Annotated in this window: 12 protein-coding genes; 7 read left to right on the forward strand and 5 right to left on the reverse strand. The window is 66.8% G+C overall.

Annotated elements, in window-relative coordinates; genetic code table 11:
• Window positions 1–83 precede the first annotated feature (83 nt).
• Window positions 84–2,123 (forward strand): elongation factor G, encoded by a 2,040-nt coding sequence (gene fusA, locus HBF32_RS16615; protein ID WP_166700898.1) that lies wholly within the window; start codon window positions 84–86, stop codon window positions 2,121–2,123.
• A 103-nt stretch (window positions 2,124–2,226) separates the two neighbouring features.
• Here fusA and HBF32_RS16620 read toward each other — a convergent pair whose 3' ends face one another.
• Window positions 2,227–2,709, reverse strand: a complete 483-nt coding sequence (locus HBF32_RS16620; RefSeq protein WP_166700899.1) for an SET domain-containing protein — start codon at window positions 2,707–2,709, stop codon at window positions 2,227–2,229.
• A gap of 146 nt (window positions 2,710–2,855) precedes the next feature.
• Between HBF32_RS16620 and HBF32_RS16625 the strand changes: the two genes are divergently transcribed.
• The 3 genes from HBF32_RS16625 to HBF32_RS16635 all read left to right on the forward strand — a co-directional run bounded on the left by HBF32_RS16625 (window position 2,856) and on the right by HBF32_RS16635 (window position 5,827).
• Window positions 2,856–3,356, forward strand: coding sequence for a hypothetical protein (locus tag HBF32_RS16625; protein ID WP_166700900.1), 501 nt, complete (start codon window positions 2,856–2,858; stop codon window positions 3,354–3,356).
• A 16-nt stretch (window positions 3,357–3,372) separates the two neighbouring features.
• Window positions 3,373–5,148: an acyl-CoA dehydrogenase C-terminal domain-containing protein gene (locus tag HBF32_RS16630; protein WP_166700901.1), complete on the forward strand. Its 1,776-nt coding sequence runs from the start codon at window positions 3,373–3,375 to the stop codon at window positions 5,146–5,148.
• Window positions 5,149–5,350: 202 nt separating this feature from the next.
• Window positions 5,351–5,827: a GNAT family N-acetyltransferase gene (locus HBF32_RS16635; protein WP_166700902.1), complete on the forward strand. Its 477-nt coding sequence runs from the start codon at window positions 5,351–5,353 to the stop codon at window positions 5,825–5,827.
• A 147-nt stretch (window positions 5,828–5,974) separates the two neighbouring features.
• Here the strand turns inward: HBF32_RS16635 and HBF32_RS19420 are convergent, their stop codons facing one another.
• Window positions 5,975–6,733, reverse strand: coding sequence for a SapC family protein (locus HBF32_RS19420; RefSeq protein WP_166700903.1), 759 nt, complete (start codon window positions 6,731–6,733; stop codon window positions 5,975–5,977).
• A gap of 274 nt (window positions 6,734–7,007) precedes the next feature.
• Here HBF32_RS19420 and HBF32_RS16645 point away from each other — a divergent pair, with 274 nt between their 5' ends.
• Both HBF32_RS16645 and dxs read left to right on the forward strand, forming a co-directional pair.
• On the forward strand, window positions 7,008–7,610 hold the full coding sequence (locus HBF32_RS16645) for an HNH endonuclease (RefSeq protein WP_166700904.1): 603 nt from the start codon (window positions 7,008–7,010) through the stop codon (window positions 7,608–7,610).
• Window positions 7,611–7,790: 180 nt separating this feature from the next.
• Window positions 7,791–9,686 (forward strand): 1-deoxy-D-xylulose-5-phosphate synthase, encoded by a 1,896-nt coding sequence (dxs, locus tag HBF32_RS16650; RefSeq protein WP_166700905.1) that lies wholly within the window; start codon window positions 7,791–7,793, stop codon window positions 9,684–9,686.
• Between the two features lie 4 nt (window positions 9,687–9,690).
• Here the strand turns inward: dxs and prmC are convergent, their stop codons facing one another.
• A complete protein-coding gene (gene prmC / locus HBF32_RS16655; RefSeq protein ID WP_166700906.1) occupies window positions 9,691–10,509 on the reverse strand; it encodes a peptide chain release factor N(5)-glutamine methyltransferase in 819 nt (272 codons plus the stop codon).
• A gap of 38 nt (window positions 10,510–10,547) precedes the next feature.
• On the opposite strand from prmC, the gene HBF32_RS16660 reads away from it, so the two are divergent.
• Complete coding sequence (locus HBF32_RS16660) at window positions 10,548–11,456, forward strand: alpha/beta hydrolase (protein ID WP_166700907.1); 909 nt, start codon at window positions 10,548–10,550, stop codon at window positions 11,454–11,456.
• An 81-nt stretch (window positions 11,457–11,537) separates the two neighbouring features.
• Here HBF32_RS16660 and HBF32_RS16665 read toward each other — a convergent pair whose 3' ends face one another.
• Entirely contained in the window at window positions 11,538–14,222 is a 2,685-nt protein-coding gene (locus HBF32_RS16665; protein ID WP_166700908.1) for a M1 family metallopeptidase, read from the reverse strand.
• A gap of 140 nt (window positions 14,223–14,362) precedes the next feature.
• Entirely contained in the window at window positions 14,363–14,722 is a 360-nt protein-coding gene (locus tag HBF32_RS16670) for a DUF1428 domain-containing protein (protein ID WP_166700909.1), read from the reverse strand.
• Window positions 14,723–14,764: the final 42 nt, after the last annotated feature.

The following is a 14,764-nucleotide window of genomic DNA, read 5'->3' on the forward strand; positions in this document are numbered from 1 at the left end:
ACGCCGGGGAGGTGTGCGAGAAGGCGACGCCGATCATGACGCCGCGTTCCTCCACGCCGCCCCCTCATAAGGAGGGTCGCATCGTGTCGCCATCCACGGAACGCATCCGCAGCCTGGCTCTCGCCGGCCACGCCGGAGCCGGCAAGACCACCCTGTTCGAAGCCATGCTCCACGCCGGCGGCGCGCTGACCAGCACGGGCAGCGTCGAACGCGGCAGTACCGTTTCAGATACCGATCCCATGGAAAAGGCGCGCGGTCATTCGATCGACGCCTCCATCGCCTCCATCGAGCGCAACGGCTATCGCATCCACCTGCTCGACACGCCCGGCTATGCCGACTTCCGCGGCCCCGCGCTCGCCGCCCTTGCCGCCGCCGACACGGTCGCGATCGTGGTCAACGCCGCCAACGGCATCGAGCACGGCACGCGCAGCATGATGGCGTACGCGAAGGAACGCGGCCTCGCCCGCATCATCATCGTCAATCGCATCGACGCGGACGGCGTGGACCTGCCCGCACTCGTGGATGAGTTGCGCGAGGAATTCGGCAACGAATGCCTCCCGCTCAACCTGCCCGCCTCGAAAGGACATTCGGTACGCGATGCCTTTTTCCAGACGGCGGGCGACACCGACTTCTCCTCGCCGGGCGAAGCGCACCAGCGGATCATCGACCAGGTGGTCGAGATCGACGACGAGGTGATGGAGCACTACCTCGAAGCGGGCGAATCGTCCCTCACCCCCACCGAGATCCGCGACGCGCTGGAGCATTGCCTGCGCGACGGTCACCTCGTGCCGATCGTCTTCACCGGCGCGCGCGAAGGCGTCGGCGTGAACGAGCTGCTGGAACTGGTGGAGCGCATCCTGCCCTGCCCGCGCGAGACCAATCCACCGCCGTTCCGCGATGCCGACGGCACGCCTTTCGCCGTGGCCGCCGACGCGGACAAGCATGTGGTCGCCGACGTGTTCAAGATCGTCAACGATCCCTTCGTGGGCAAGCTCGGCATCTTCCGCGTCTGGCAGGGCACCGTGCGCAAGGATTCGCAACTGCTCGTCGACGACGGGCGCAAGCCGTTCAAGGTGGCGCACCTGTTCCGCCTGAAAGGGCGCGAGCATGTGGAAGTGGACGAGGCGCTGCCGGGCGACATCGCCGCGGTGGCGAAGATCGACGACATCCACTTCGACGCCGTGCTGCACGATGCCGCTGACGAGGGCCGCATCCATCTGGAACCATCGGCCTTTCCGGCCCCGATGTACGGCCTCGCGGTGGAACCCGCGCACAAGGGCCAGGAGCAGAAGCTCTCGCAGGCGCTGTCCAAGCTGGCCGAGGAAGATCCCTGCTTCCGCGTGGAGCACCACAAGGAACTCAACGAGACGGTGGTGCGCGGACTGTCCGACCTGCACCTGAAACTCATGCTCGAGCGGATGAAGTCGCGCTACGACGTGGACGTGATCACGCATCCGCCGCGCATCGCCTACCGCGAAACGATCGGCGCCGGCGCCGAAGGACACCATCGGCACAAGAAGCAGACCGGTGGTGCGGGCCAGTTCGGCGAAGTGTTCCTGCGCGTGGAGCCGCTGGAACGCGGCGCGGGCTTCGTCTTCGACGACGAAACCAAGGGCGGCGTGATCCCGGGGCAGTTCATGCCCGCCATCGAGAAGGGGGTACGCCAGGCACTCGACACGGGGGCGATCGCCGGCTATCCGATCCAGGACGTGCGCGTGGTCGTCTACGACGGCAAGCACCATGCCGTGGACTCGAAGGAGGTCGCCTTCATCAGCGCGGGACGCAAGGCCTTCCTCGACGCGGTGTCGCGCGCGCGTCCGCTGGTGCTGGAACCGGTGGTGGACCTCGAGGTGTCGATCCCGAACCACTACGTGGGCGACGTTACCGGCGGCCTCGCCTCGAAGCGTGCGCAGATCATGGGCACCGATTCGCTACGTGGCGGCGAAACGCTCATCAAGGCGCGCGTGCCGCTGGCGGAGCTGATCGACTATCCCACGCAACTCAAGGCGACGACCGGCGGGCTGGGACGGTACGCGATGGCGTTCAGCCATTACGACACGGTGCCGCCGGGGGTGCAGAAGAAGCTTTCCGAAGCGTGGAAGCCGAAGGCCGAGGAGGACTGACTGTCCTTGTAGGAGCCGCTATAGCGGCGAGGAAACCTTGCGGTATGCGCAAGATTGCCCTCGCCGCTATAGCGGCTCCTACAGGTAAGACGCCGACGAGGGATCAGCCAGCCGACTTGCGCTTCGGCTTCAGCATCGTCCCGATGCACTTCGGCGAGCCGCAGCGGCAGGCCCAGATCTTCTTCAGGCGGGCCGTGTGCGGCATGTCGAGCGTGATGCCGTAGTCGTAGACGAGCTCCTCGCCCGGGGCGATGTCGCGGATCGCCTCGATCAGCACGCGGTCGTGCTTCGACGGCTTGCCTTCCACCGCTTCCTCGATCAGCGCCTGGCAGTTCGGGTCGCAGCCGTGGTTGATCCAGCGGGCGACATTGCCATGGCTGTTGCCGTCGACGATGTAGCGATCGTTGAGCGTGAAGAGGAACGTGTGGCCCGTCTCGCCGCCGTCGCCGTATCGCGTGTCCGCCTGCTTGTGGGTGATGCGGTCGCCCTTGTATTCGACGACTTCGTCGCCGGCCTTGATCGGTGCGGTGGCGAAAACGCCATTTCCATGGATGGGCGAACGTCTTGCGGCGATGCGTCGGGTCATTGGGAAGTCTGATGCAGGGGAATAATCCGCGATGATGCCTGCTGGATCGTCGCTTGGGAACCGCGTTTGAAACGGGCGGCTCGCGCACGGGGCGTCGCGGGCGCTACCATCGAACGACTGTTCGACCCTTGCAGGAAGCCATGGAAATGACTTCGATCGTCCGCCACCCGCTCATCCGTGCCGTGCTGCTCGCCGGCCTCGCCCTTCTCGTCGCCTGCGGCCCCGCGAAGAAAAGCGTCTTCCCACCCACGGTGACCCTGCAGGAGGTGGCGGCGAAACCCGGCGGCCCCTGGCACGTGACCCTGCGGATCCGTAACAACAGTTACGGCGGCATGTCCTTCGAGACATTCCAGGGCACGCTGCGGGTGGGCGACCTGGGTGGCGTGCTGCTCGACGCCAAGGTCGACCAGGACATCCCCTCCTTCGCCGCCGACGTCGCCTCCATCGACCTGCTGCCGACGGCCGAGATGTCGAAGGCGCTCGCCGAACTTGCCGCCAAGGGCAGTTCGGGCGCCCTCGCGTACAGCATCGACGGCCGGATCACGGCCACGCCGGAGAAGGAAAAGGAATCCCACTCGTATCCCGTGCGCGGCAAGAGCTGGCTCTCGCCCGTGCCCGGCATTCCCGATACCTACCGCTCGCCCTGAGCCCACAGGACTCTCCATGACGCTCTATAAAGCTCCACTCGACGACATGCGCTTCGCGCTCTACGACGTCCTCGGCGCCGAAGCCGTGCTCGGCCGGCTCCAAGGCGGCGAAGCGCATACGCGCGACCTCCTCGACGCCGTGCTGGACGAAGCCGCCCGCTTCAACGAACAGGTGCTGGCGCCATTGAACGCCTCCGGCGACGCCGAGGGCTGCCACTACGACAAGGCCACCGCCACGGTCGCCACGCCCGCCGGCTTCAAGGAAGCGTACCGCCAGTACGCGGAGGGCGGATGGGCCGGGCTCACGGCGCGCGAGACCTTCGGCGGCCAGGGCCTTCCCGCGGTGCTGGGCGCGCTGACGAAGGAAATGATCGACTCGGCCAACCTCGCCTGGGGCATCTATCCGCTGCTTTCCCATGGCGCCACCGACGCGTTGGAACACCACGGCGACGACTGGCAGAAGGACGTCTTCCTGAGGCCGCTCGTGGAAGGACGCTGGACCGGCACGATGTGCCTGACCGAACCGCAGGCCGGCTCCGACCTCGGCCTCCTGAAGACGCGCGCCGAACCGAATCCCGATGGCAGCTACCGCGTCACCGGCACCAAGATCTTCATCAGCGCGGGCGAACACGATTTCGCCGAGAACATCGTGCATCTCGTGCTCGCGCGCCTTCCCGACGCGCCCGCCGGCAGCCGCGGCATCTCGATGCTGGTGGTACCCAAGTTCCGCGTGGGCAAGGACGGCACCATGGGCGAACGCAACCACGTCGCCGCCGGTGCCATCGAGCACAAGATGGGCATCAAGGGCTCGGCCACCTGCGTCATGAATTTCGACGAGGCGGAAGGCTGGTTGATCGGCCCGCCCCACAAAGGCCTGATGGCGATGTTCACCATGATGAACGCGGCGCGCCTCGCCGTGGGCATCCAGGGCCTCGCCGTGTCCGAGCGGGCGCTGCAGAACAGCCTCAACTACGCCCGCGAGCGCCTGCAGATGCGCGCGCTGTCGGGCCCGAGGCTACCGGATAAACCGGCCGACCCGCTCACCGCGCACCCGGACGTGCGCCGCATGCTGCTGACCCAGCGCGCCTTCGTGGAAGGCGGCCGGGTGCTCGCGGCCTATGCCGCGTTGCAGGCCGACATCGAGGCCCGCGCCGGCGACGCGCAGGAACGCAAGACGGCCGGCGAGCTGCTCTCCTTCCTCATTCCCATCGCCAAGGGCCTGCTCACCGAGGCCGCGCAGGAGTGCACGAAGGAAGCCCTGCAGATCTTCGGCGGCCATGGCTACATCGCCGAGCACGGCATGGAGCAGTTCGTGCGCGACGCCCGCATCATCACGCTGTACGAGGGCACCACGCAGATCCAGGCCCTCGACCTGCTCGGCCGCAAGATCATGCAGCTGCAAGGCGCCGGGTTGAAACACTTCCTCGGCGAGATATCGGCCTTCTGCCAGGCCAACCAGGGCAACGATGCGGTGAAGGCCTTCGTCGGCCCCCTGGCCGTGGCGGCGAAGACCTGGGGCGACCTGACCCAGGCCGTCGCGCAGTCCGCGCAGGCCAACCCGGAGGAACTGGGCGCCGCCGCCGTGGATTACCTGTACTTTTCCGGCTATGTGACCCTCGCCTATTTCTGGGCCCGGAGCGTCCTCGCCGCCGAAGGCTCCCACCTCTCCACGGAGCGCCGCCAGGCCAAGCGGGATACCGCCGGTTTCTACTTCGCCCGCATCCTGCCGCGCATCCACGTGCACAAGGCCGCGATCGAGGCGGGCGTGGCCACGCTGCCCGAATTGCTCTGATCCGGCTCCGTGCGACTTTCTGTAGGAGCCGCCATGGCGGCGGGGGGCTTACCTTGCCGCTTCGTCGCTCCGTTGGCTTCTCGCCGCTATAGCGGCTCCTACAAGGAAAGCCCTACCTTTCGGGAGGGGCTTTCCCCGGCCCGCGTGAAGGTGTAGAAAAAAGGTTCTGCCCGGACCTTCCACCGAGACGGTGCCCGATACGATGAGTGACTCCCCGTTCCTGATCCGACTCGCCGAGAGCGACGACGACGAATTCATCCTCGGCCTGCTCCACCGTTTCGTCGACTTTCCGCTTCCGAACGGGCGCACGCGCACCGACTGCCTGAAGGGCATCGAGGCCGACCTCGTGAAGCACCTCGACGAGCAGCCCTCGAACAGCTACATCTTCGTGGCGGAGAACGAGGACGGCGATCCCGTGGGCTTCGTGCACCTGCAGAAGACGAAAGACTTCTTCACCCATCGCGACAACTGCCACATCTCGGACATCGCGGTGGCGGAGGAATACGAAGGCGCCGGCGCCGGCAAGTTCCTTCTCGACCACGCGTACACATGGGCCAAGGAACACCGCTGCCAGTTCGTCACGCTGGCGGTGTTCCCCGGCAACGAACGGGCGCGCGACATGTACGTGAAGCACGGTTTCGACACCGACCTCATGCGCCTGGCCAAACCGGTTCGGTAGAACTTCCCTGTGGGAGCCGCTATAGCGGCGAGAAGCCGACGGAGCGGAAGCCGCCAGGCAAGGTTCCCTCGCCGCTATAGCGGCTCCTACAAGACGGCGCAAAAAAGCCGCCCAAGGGCGGCTTTTCTGTTACGAAGCCTGGGAAACTCAGGACTTCTTCGCGGAGTCTTCCTGCTGCTCGCGCTTGTCCAGGCGCGCCGCCATGCGGTCGATGTTGGCCAGCGACACGAGGTGGGCGTAGATCCAGCCGAGGGCGCCTTCGCGCAGGAATTCCTGGGCGGTCTTCTCGTCGAGGGCGCGCAGCTTCTCTTCGTTGATGACGAAGAGGCCGTTGAGGTTGATGCCCTTGCCTTCCTTCTGCAGGGTGATGGTGCGCGGCTCGAGCAGGTCGTGCTCGCGCAGCTTGCCCATGAACCACTGCGTGCGTGCGACGTGGTCCTGGAATTCACCGAGGAAGTTCACGGCGTTGGTCAGCGCCGGCGCGTCGGTGCCGTCGTCGTTGAACAGGCGTTCGCCTTCTTCGTTGTTGAAGCCTTCATAGGCCTCGTCGAGGAAGACGGTGAAGTCGTCGCCTTCGGTGCCGGCCGGCTTCTCGGCCAGCACGAACGGATAGCGCCGGACGAAGGCCGGGATGTAGAGGCCCTGCTCCCAGAAACCGTTGTCGCCGACCAGCAGGTTCTCGCCCTGGCGGAGGCCGAGGAGGGCCATCGGGCCCGCTTCCTCGATCGTGTTGCCAGCGAAGAGGATCGGGAAGTCGCGCGCGGCCGGCGCGAATTCCACGCCGGTCAGCGGCACGGAGTGCGCGGTGGCGGCGAAACGGATGTTGTTCACGGCCTTGAGACGCAGGTCGCGATGGGCGGTGCGGTTCAGGGGAACCGGACGCTCGTAGAAAAGCACTTCTGCCACTGTGTAACCCTCATGGACCCACCGGACCTGGGAAGCCACCCCGGCCCCCCTTCCAAACCCGCCGGGTTTCGAATGCGAACCCCCACTATAGCAGTAGAAAATGACAGGGGAGCCCCCGCAAGAAGCGTACCGACCGAATGTTTTTCCTTCACGATTATCGGCTATGCTCGGGTGGAAGCCCCTCGCGGGGCGAGGGGTCGGATTTTCCGATCCGCACGGAGTTCGGCTTGCTGGAACGCTCTTTCGCTTATGTGAAGGACGAGACCCGATGACGATGGAAGTGCTCCAAGACGACCTGCCGAGGGTGGCCGCGTTGCATGCGACGCGGGTGCTGTCCCTCGATGCGGCAGGCCGCATCCTGGACTGGATCAGTTGGCAGGACGCCGTCTGCCTCTATGTGCGCGGCGTGGTCGCCTGGACCCTGGGCGACCCCTGCGTGACCGTCCGCGGCGGCATCAGCCGGGCCAGCGGCCTGCGCAGCAGCCTCGAGCTGCACCCCATCGTGGCGAGCACCGGGCATTGCCGCGAGCATGCCATCGACCCGGCTCCGGCCCTCACCAATACCGCCCTGTTCGCCCGCGACCGGCACGTCTGCCTGTATTGCGGCCACCAGTACACCCGCCACGAGCTCACCCGCGACCACGTGGTGCCCCTCTCCCGGAAGGGCGCCGACGAATGGGAGAACGTGGTCAGCGCCTGCCTGGCCTGCAACCTGCGCAAGAGCAACCGCACCCCCCAGCAGGCCAACATGCCGCTCCTGGCCGTCCCCTACCGGCCCAGCTGGGTCGAGCACCTGATCCTCTCCAACCGCAACATCCTGGCCGACCAGATGGAATTCCTGGTCAGCCACCTGCCGCGGGACCGGCGGCCGGCCTAGCGGCCGGGCCAGGCTACCCGCCACCGCGACCACGGTCGGTGCCGCTTCTCCGCCTTGTCGGCTTCTCGCCGCCATAGCGGCTCCCACAGCCCTGCACTGGTTGGCGTTTTTGGCGGCCCGCCCCTTGCCATTCATCGATTGTCCCTTGCCCTGCCTCCTTTGGAGGCGAACAATACGGGAATGAACGACCTCTCCCATTACCCCTATCTGGCGCAGATCGAATCGCCGGAGGATCTCCGGCGCTTTCCGACGGAAGAGCTGCCGGCCATCGCCGACGAACTGCGCCGTTACCTGATCGAGGCCGTGGCCTCGTCCGGCGGTCATTTCGGCGCGGGCCTGGGCGTAGTGGAACTCACCGTCGCCCTCCACCACGTGTTCGAAACCCCGCACGACCGCCTGGTCTGGGACGTCGGCCACCAGTGCTATCCGCACAAGATCCTCACCGGGCGGCGCGACAGGATCACGACGATCAAGAAGAAGGACGGCCTCGCCCCCTTCCCGCGTCGCGAGGAGAGCGAGTACGACACCTTCGGCGTCGGCCACTCGTCCACCTCGATTTCCGCCGCCCTCGGCATGGCCGTGGCACTGCAGCGCCGCGGCGACCCGCGCAAGGTGGTGGCGGTGATCGGCGATGGCGCGATGACGGCCGGCATGGCCTTCGAGGCGCTGAACCACGGCGGCGACATCGAGCCGAACATGCTGGTGATCCTCAACGACAACGGCATGTCGATCAGCGAAAACGTCGGCGCGATGACCAAGATGATGGCCCGCGCGATGTCCAGCCGCACGCTCAACGCCTGGCGCGAACGCGCGAAGAAGGCGATGCCGCGCGAATCCTTCTTCGGCCGTTTCTTCAAGCGCTGGGAGGAACACGCCAAGGGCATGTTCGTGCCGTCCACGTTGTTCGAGGAACTCGGTTTCCATTACACCGGTCCGATCGACGGCCACAACATGGCCCAGCTGGTGAACGCGCTGGAAACGGTGAAGGCGCTCCCCGGCCCACAGCTTCTCCATGTGATGACCACCAAGGGCAAGGGCTACGAACCGGCCGAAAAGGCGCAGATCGAATACCACGCCGTGGGTCCGTTCGACCCCGTGGCCGGCGTCGTCAAGAAGGGCGCTCCGGCCAAGCCCACCTACACCGACGTCTTCAGCGACTGGCTCTGCGACATGGCCGCCGTGGACGAGCGCCTGCTCGGCATCACGCCGGCCATGCGCGAGGGCTCGGGGCTGGTCCGTTTCTCGAAGGAATACCCGCGGCGCTACTTCGACGTGGCGATCGCCGAGCAACACGCGGTGACGCTCGCGGCCGGCATGGCCGTCGAAGGCGCGAAGCCGGTGGTGGCGATCTACTCCACCTTCCTGCAGCGCGCCTACGACCAGGCCATCCATGACGTGGCCCTGCAAAACCTCGACGTCACCTTCGCCATCGATCGCGCGGGCGTGGTCGGTCCGGACGGTGCCACGCATTCGGGAAGCTTCGATCTCTCGTTCATGCGCTGCCTGCCGAACATGGTGATCATGGCGCCGGCCGACGAGAACGAATGCCGCACCATGCTCAGCACGGGCTTCCGCTACGACGGCCCCGCGGCCGTGCGCTATCCGCGCGGAACCGGCCCGGGCACGCCGCTGGCGGCCACGCTGGACACCTACGCCATCGGCAAGGCCGAGGTGCGCCGCCGCGGCCACCATGGCCTGGCGATCCTCTCCTTCGGCACGATGCTGGCGCCTGCCGCGGTCATCGCCGCCGAGGTGGACGCCACGCTCGTGAACATGCGCTTCGTGAAGCCGCTCGACGAGGCGCTCATCCTCGAACTGGCGCGTTCGCACAAGGCGTTCGTCACCATCGAAGACAACGCCATCGCGGGCGGCGCCGGCGCGGGCGTGGCCGAGTGCCTCGCCGCGCATGGCGTCACGCTGCCCATCCAGCACCTCGGCCTGCCCGACGCGTACCTGGAACACGGCAGCCGCGAGGAAGTGCTCACGATGGCGGGGCTCGACCTGCCGCAGATCCGTCACGCGGTGCGTAATCGCTTCCCGCAGTTCTGCGCTTCGCCGGTGGCCAGCGCGGGCTAGTTCCTCAGTCGGCCTGCGCGCCGGTGACGCGGTCGCGGGCCTCGAGGTCCTGCGCCGTGAAGGCATGGGAGAGACCCGATTGCCTGAACAGGGCGCGCACCGCATCGCCCTGGTTCCACCCGTGTTCGACAAGCAGCCATCCGTCCTTGCGCAGATGCCGCCGCGCACCGTCCGCGATGCGCCGCATGTCGTCCAGGCCGTCGATACCGGAGGCAAGCGCGGACGCCGGTTCGTAACGCAGGTCGCCCTGCCGCAAGTGCGGATCGCCCGCCTCCACGTATGGAGGATTGCTCACGATCACGTCGAAGCGGCGATCGTCCAGCGACGCATACCAGTCGCTCTCCCGCATCGCGACGCGCGCCAACCCGAGGCGCTCCGCGTTACGGCGGGCGACGGCGAGCGCCGCGGCGCTCGCGTCGACGGCTACGACCTCGATGTCGGGACGCTCGTTCGCCAGGGCCAGCGCGATGGCGCCGCTGCCGGTGCCCAGGTCGAGCACGCTTCCACCCCGGGGCAAACGCTCGAGGGCCAGCTCGACCAGCAGTTCCGTTTCGGGACGCGGTATCAGCGTCGCCGGCGTCACCTCCAGCGGAAGCGACCAGAAGTCGCGGCGACCGAGGATGTAAGCCACCGGTTCGCCGGCCACGCGACGTGCCACCAGGGTCTCGAATCGCTCGACGGCGGCGGCGTCCGGCCGGTCCTCCGCATGCGCGAAAAACCACGCGCGATCCACGCCCAGCGCGTGCGCCAGCAACAGCTCGGCTTCGAGGCGATCGCCCAGGCGAACGCCGGCATCGCGCAAGATCGTACGGATATCGGTCATGCCGCCATTCTAGTAGCCCGCACGCCTACAATGCCGCGATGCGCGCATCGGTCCTCGTCCTCGCCACCCTGCTGCTCGCCGGTTGCCATGCCACGTTCTTCGGCGCGGTGAACCTGGTGCAGCCCATCGCGGACGTCGTCGCGCGCCCGGACAATGTCTTCGATCCGGCGCACGGGCTCGCGCTGGACGTCTATGCGCCGCCGCACGCCGTCCACGCTCCCGTCGTCGTCTACTTCTACGGCGGCGACTGGACGACGGGAAAGCGGCAGTGGTATCGCTGGATAGGCGAGGCACTGGCGGCGCAGGGTATCGTCGCGATGATTCCGGACTACCGGCATTGGCCCGCCGTGCGCATGGACGGCTTCCTTCGCGACGGTGCGGAAGCCGTGCGATGGGCGCGCGACCATGCGGCCGAGTTCGGCGGCGACCCGTCGCGCCTGTTCGTCATGGGTCACTCGGCGGGCGGACATATCGCCGCGATGCTGGCTACGGACAAGCAATGGCTGGCCACCGTCGGCATGAAGCCGCGCGACCTTTCCGGCTTCGTCGGGGTCGCGGGGGCCTATGCGTTCCTTCCCCTGGACGAGCCCCGTTACGTGGCGATGTTCGGCAACTCCCCCGAGGAGCAGGCACGCTCGCAACCGATCGACTTCGTCGACGGCGACGAGCCTCCCGCGCTTCTTTTGCAAGGCGAGGAAGACACCGAGGTGTTTCCCTCGGAAGCCATATCCATGGAAGGCCGGTTCCGCCAGATGGGCGAACCGGTGGAACTGAAACTGTATCCCCGCCTGGGACACGAAGGCCTCGTCTTCGCCTTGGGGCCGCTGCATCGCACCGCGCCGGTGCTCCGCGATGTAGCGAATTTCGTTCGTGCTTTGTGTGGGAGCCGCTTCAGCGGCGATGGGTACTCGCGACAAGATTGCCCGCTGCCGCGGGATCGCCGCTGAAGCGGCTCCCACAAAAGACTCCCGTAAAAAAAAACCGGGCGATTTCTCGCCCGGCTTTTCTTTACTCGAGAACGCCGACGCTTAGCGCAGGATCGCCTTCGGGTCCTGCTTGGCCTTCTGTGCGGAGCACAGCAGGATTTCCTCGCTGGTCTGGGCAAGACCGCGCTCGGCGCCGCTCACCTGGCTCATGCGCGGCTTGAAGAACGCGCTCAGGCGATCGGCTTCGGCCTTGGAGCAGCCACCGCCGCCGCCGAGGGCCGGGAGCCTGCCGCCCGCGAAGCTGCCCGTGCGACCCACGATCTTGTCGTAGTTCGCGGTGAACCACTTCCACATCTGCGCACGCGAGGCTTCCGTGTCGCGGCCGCCGCGCAGCACCATCGCCATCTCGCCGACCTTCACGTCCTTGCCCAGCGCGAAGTCGCGGGCCTTGTTCGCCAGCGCCGGATCCTTGATCTCGGCCAGCGCCGAGAGCATCGCGTTGCGCTTGGCCGGATCGGAGGTCTTCGGGATCTCCGCGATGATCGCGTCGACGGCCGGAGCGCCGCGTTCCTGCACCGCCACGCCCAGCGCGGTGCCGAGGAGGTCGGGATCGGCGGCCTCGAGGTCGAGGTGGCCGTCCTTCGTCTTCAGCGCGGCGTCGCCCTGCTTCAGCAGTTCGGCACGCACTTCGGGGACGCCGATGTCCTTGTCGCCCAGGACGCCCGCGAGCACGGTGCGGGTCAGCGTGTCGTTGTCGGGCTCACCGGCCTTCTTACGGTAGCCGAGTGCCTGGAGCTTCGGCAGGTAGGCGTCGGCGGCCCACTTGCGCAGGTGTTCGCGCTGCGCGTCCGTCTGGGCCTCGTTGGCGAGGATCCAATGGAACGTGCCGAGCGGCGCGGTGAAGACCTCGCGGGTCTTCGATGCGGTGAGCGGCTTGTAGGCGGCCAGGACGTCGCCGGCATCGAGTTCGCCGTGCTGGAAGCCGGCCCGGACGGCGTCGGCATAGGCCAGCTGTTCCGCGTCGGTCAACGTACCGACCACCTTCGTCAGCGCGGCGAGATCGGCCTTGCTCTGCGCGAAGCGGTAGTAACCGCGGCCGTCGGCGTTCGGCAGCACCCAGCTGTTTTTCGCGGCGCCGTCGAGCACCATCGTGCCCGTGGCCTTGTCGAACAGCTCGCACTTCACCTTGTTGCCGCCGCCTTCGGTACCGTAACGCACGCACATCGGCACGCCCCACACCCGCTTGGCGTCGCCCGTGCTGCCCAGCGGCAGGTAGCGGCTCTGCGAGAGGTGCAGCACCGTCTTGCCGCCTTCGTTCTTCACCTCGGTGGCCACGTACGGCACGCCGGACTGGTCGAGGAAGCTGCGGAAAGCGCTCTTGAACGCATCGCCCTGGCCGGCGGCCTCGGCGATGGCATCGATGAGGTCGTCCGCCGTGGCGTTGGCGAACTTGTGCTTCTGGATGTACGCGCGCATGCCCTTCTGGAACACCGGCTCGGTGACATAGCCCTCGAACATGCCGAGCACCGCGGCGCCCTTCTGGTAGGTGATGCCGTCGAACGCGGTTTCGATGTCGCCATTGCCCGTGATCGGCTGGCGGATCTTGCGCGCGCTGACCAGGCTGTCGTTGTTCATCGCGCCCTGCGCGCCGCGGACGCGGTCGAGGTCGGCGCGGTATTCCGGGTGCACCTTGATGGTGACCTTCTGCTGCATCCAGGTGGCGAAGGCTTCGTTGAGCCAGATGTCGTCCCACCACTTCATGGTCACCGTATCGCCGGTCCACTGGTGGGCCAGCTCGTGGGCATTGACGTTGAACGAGCCGCGCACGTACTGAGCCGCCGAATCCGGGTCGATCAGCAGCAGCCAGTCACGGAAGGTCACGAGGCCGGCGTTCTCCATGGCGCCCGCGCTGAAGTCGGGTGCGGCCAGCAGGTCGAGCTTGTCGTACGGGTAGCCGAAGCCGTAGTAGTCCTCGAGCGTGTGAATGATCGAGCTGGTCTCGCCCAGCACGTGCTGCATGCGGTGGCCTTCGCCCTTGGCGGCGATGCCGCGCAGCGGCGTGGCGGTGCTGCGGTACTGGGTCGGGGCGATGTCCGGGCCCTTCACGACGTCCCACGGGCCCACGGCGAAGGCGACCAGGTAGGTCGGCAGCGGCTTCGTGGTCGAGAATGTCAGCGTCTTCCAGCCCGGGCCGGCCTTCTCTTCCTTGATCTGGGCGGTATTGGCCACGCCCTGGTCGTCCGAGGGGATGGTAAGGCTGATGTCGAACGGCACCTTGAACGACGGCTCGTCGAAGCCCGGGAACGCGTAGCGCGCCGACACCGGCTCCATCTGCGTCATCGCATAGGGCACGCCCTCGTGCGAAACCTTGTACAGGCCCTGCAGCTGCTTGTTCAGCGGCGCGGTGAATGCCATCGCGAGGGTGATCTCGCCTTCGAGCTTCGCGCCCAGCTCGACCTTGGCGACGCCTTCCTTCTCGGCGGCCACAACGTACTTGCCCGGATAGGTCTTCCCGGCGGCGTCGGTCACGGTGACCTTGGAGACCTTCAGGTCCTTGCCGTGCAGCCAGACGAAGTCGGTCGGCTGGGTGAGCTTGATGCGGATCGTCGAGGAACCCGAGTAGTTCTCCTGCTTGGGGTCCACCTTGAACGAGAGCTTGTAGGACTCCGGCTGGGCCCAGGTGGGCAGGTGGCCGAGCGGCGGCGCGGCGTCCGAGCCGGCGGCAAGCGCGGCGCCACAGCAGGCAGCGAGCGCGGTAAGGACGAGAGGACGGACGAAACGACGCATGACGGGTGGGACTCCCTGGGGGTAATCCCTGCATCCTGCGAACAGGGGTGACCTTCGACACAGTGCCAGAAGGCACCCCCCAAGGGGGACTCTGAGCGAGTTTCGTCAGAATCCCCTTGCCGCGGTGCGTCAAAGCCTACTCAAAATTCCACGATGGGCTTGAAGCCGCCGAAGAACATCCGCTTGCCGTCGAAGGGCAGCGCCTTGGGCTCCGCGTATTCCGCAAGTCGCGGATCCGACATGACTTTTTGCATGATGCGGTCGCGGTCGCGGCGGTTCTTGTAGACGATCCAGGAGAACACCACCACCTCGCCCGGTTTCAGTTTCACCGACTGCGGGAACGAGGTGACCTTGCCTGGCTTCACATCGTCGGCCACGCATTCGGAATAGGCGAGCGCGCCGTATTCCATCCAGATCTTGCCAGCCTTGCGAGCCATCTTCTTGTAATCGGCCAGCCGGTCCATGGGAACCGGGGCGACGAAACCGTCGACGTAACTCATGGGGAGCCTCCGCGCGTGGATGTCGCGGGAGCGTCGCTCATG

It is taken from the genome of Luteibacter yeojuensis (assembly GCF_011742875.1).
Classification (GTDB): Bacteria; Pseudomonadota; Gammaproteobacteria; order Xanthomonadales; family Rhodanobacteraceae; genus Luteibacter; species Luteibacter yeojuensis.

Coding starts and splice junctions, on each gene's coding strand:
- HBF32_RS16625 (WP_166700900.1), top strand. CDS start 2,856: ATGACTTCGATCGTCCGCCACCCGCTCATCCGTGCCGTGCTGCTCGCC.
- dxs (WP_166700905.1), top strand. CDS start 7,791: ATGAACGACCTCTCCCATTACCCCTATCTGGCGCAGATCGAATCGCCG.
- HBF32_RS16635 (WP_166700902.1), top strand. CDS start 5,351: ATGAGTGACTCCCCGTTCCTGATCCGACTCGCCGAGAGCGACGACGAC.
- HBF32_RS16630 (WP_166700901.1), top strand. CDS start 3,373: ATGACGCTCTATAAAGCTCCACTCGACGACATGCGCTTCGCGCTCTAC.
- prmC (WP_166700906.1), bottom strand. CDS start 10,509: ATGACCGATATCCGTACGATCTTGCGCGATGCCGGCGTTCGCCTGGGC.
- HBF32_RS16645 (WP_166700904.1), top strand. CDS start 7,008: ATGGAAGTGCTCCAAGACGACCTGCCGAGGGTGGCCGCGTTGCATGCG.
- HBF32_RS16620 (WP_166700899.1), bottom strand. CDS start 2,709: ATGACCCGACGCATCGCCGCAAGACGTTCGCCCATCCATGGAAATGGC.
- HBF32_RS16660 (WP_166700907.1), top strand. CDS start 10,548: ATGCGCGCATCGGTCCTCGTCCTCGCCACCCTGCTGCTCGCCGGTTGC.
- HBF32_RS16665 (WP_166700908.1), bottom strand. CDS start 14,222: ATGCGTCGTTTCGTCCGTCCTCTCGTCCTTACCGCGCTCGCTGCCTGC.
- HBF32_RS16670 (WP_166700909.1), bottom strand. CDS start 14,722: ATGAGTTACGTCGACGGTTTCGTCGCCCCGGTTCCCATGGACCGGCTG.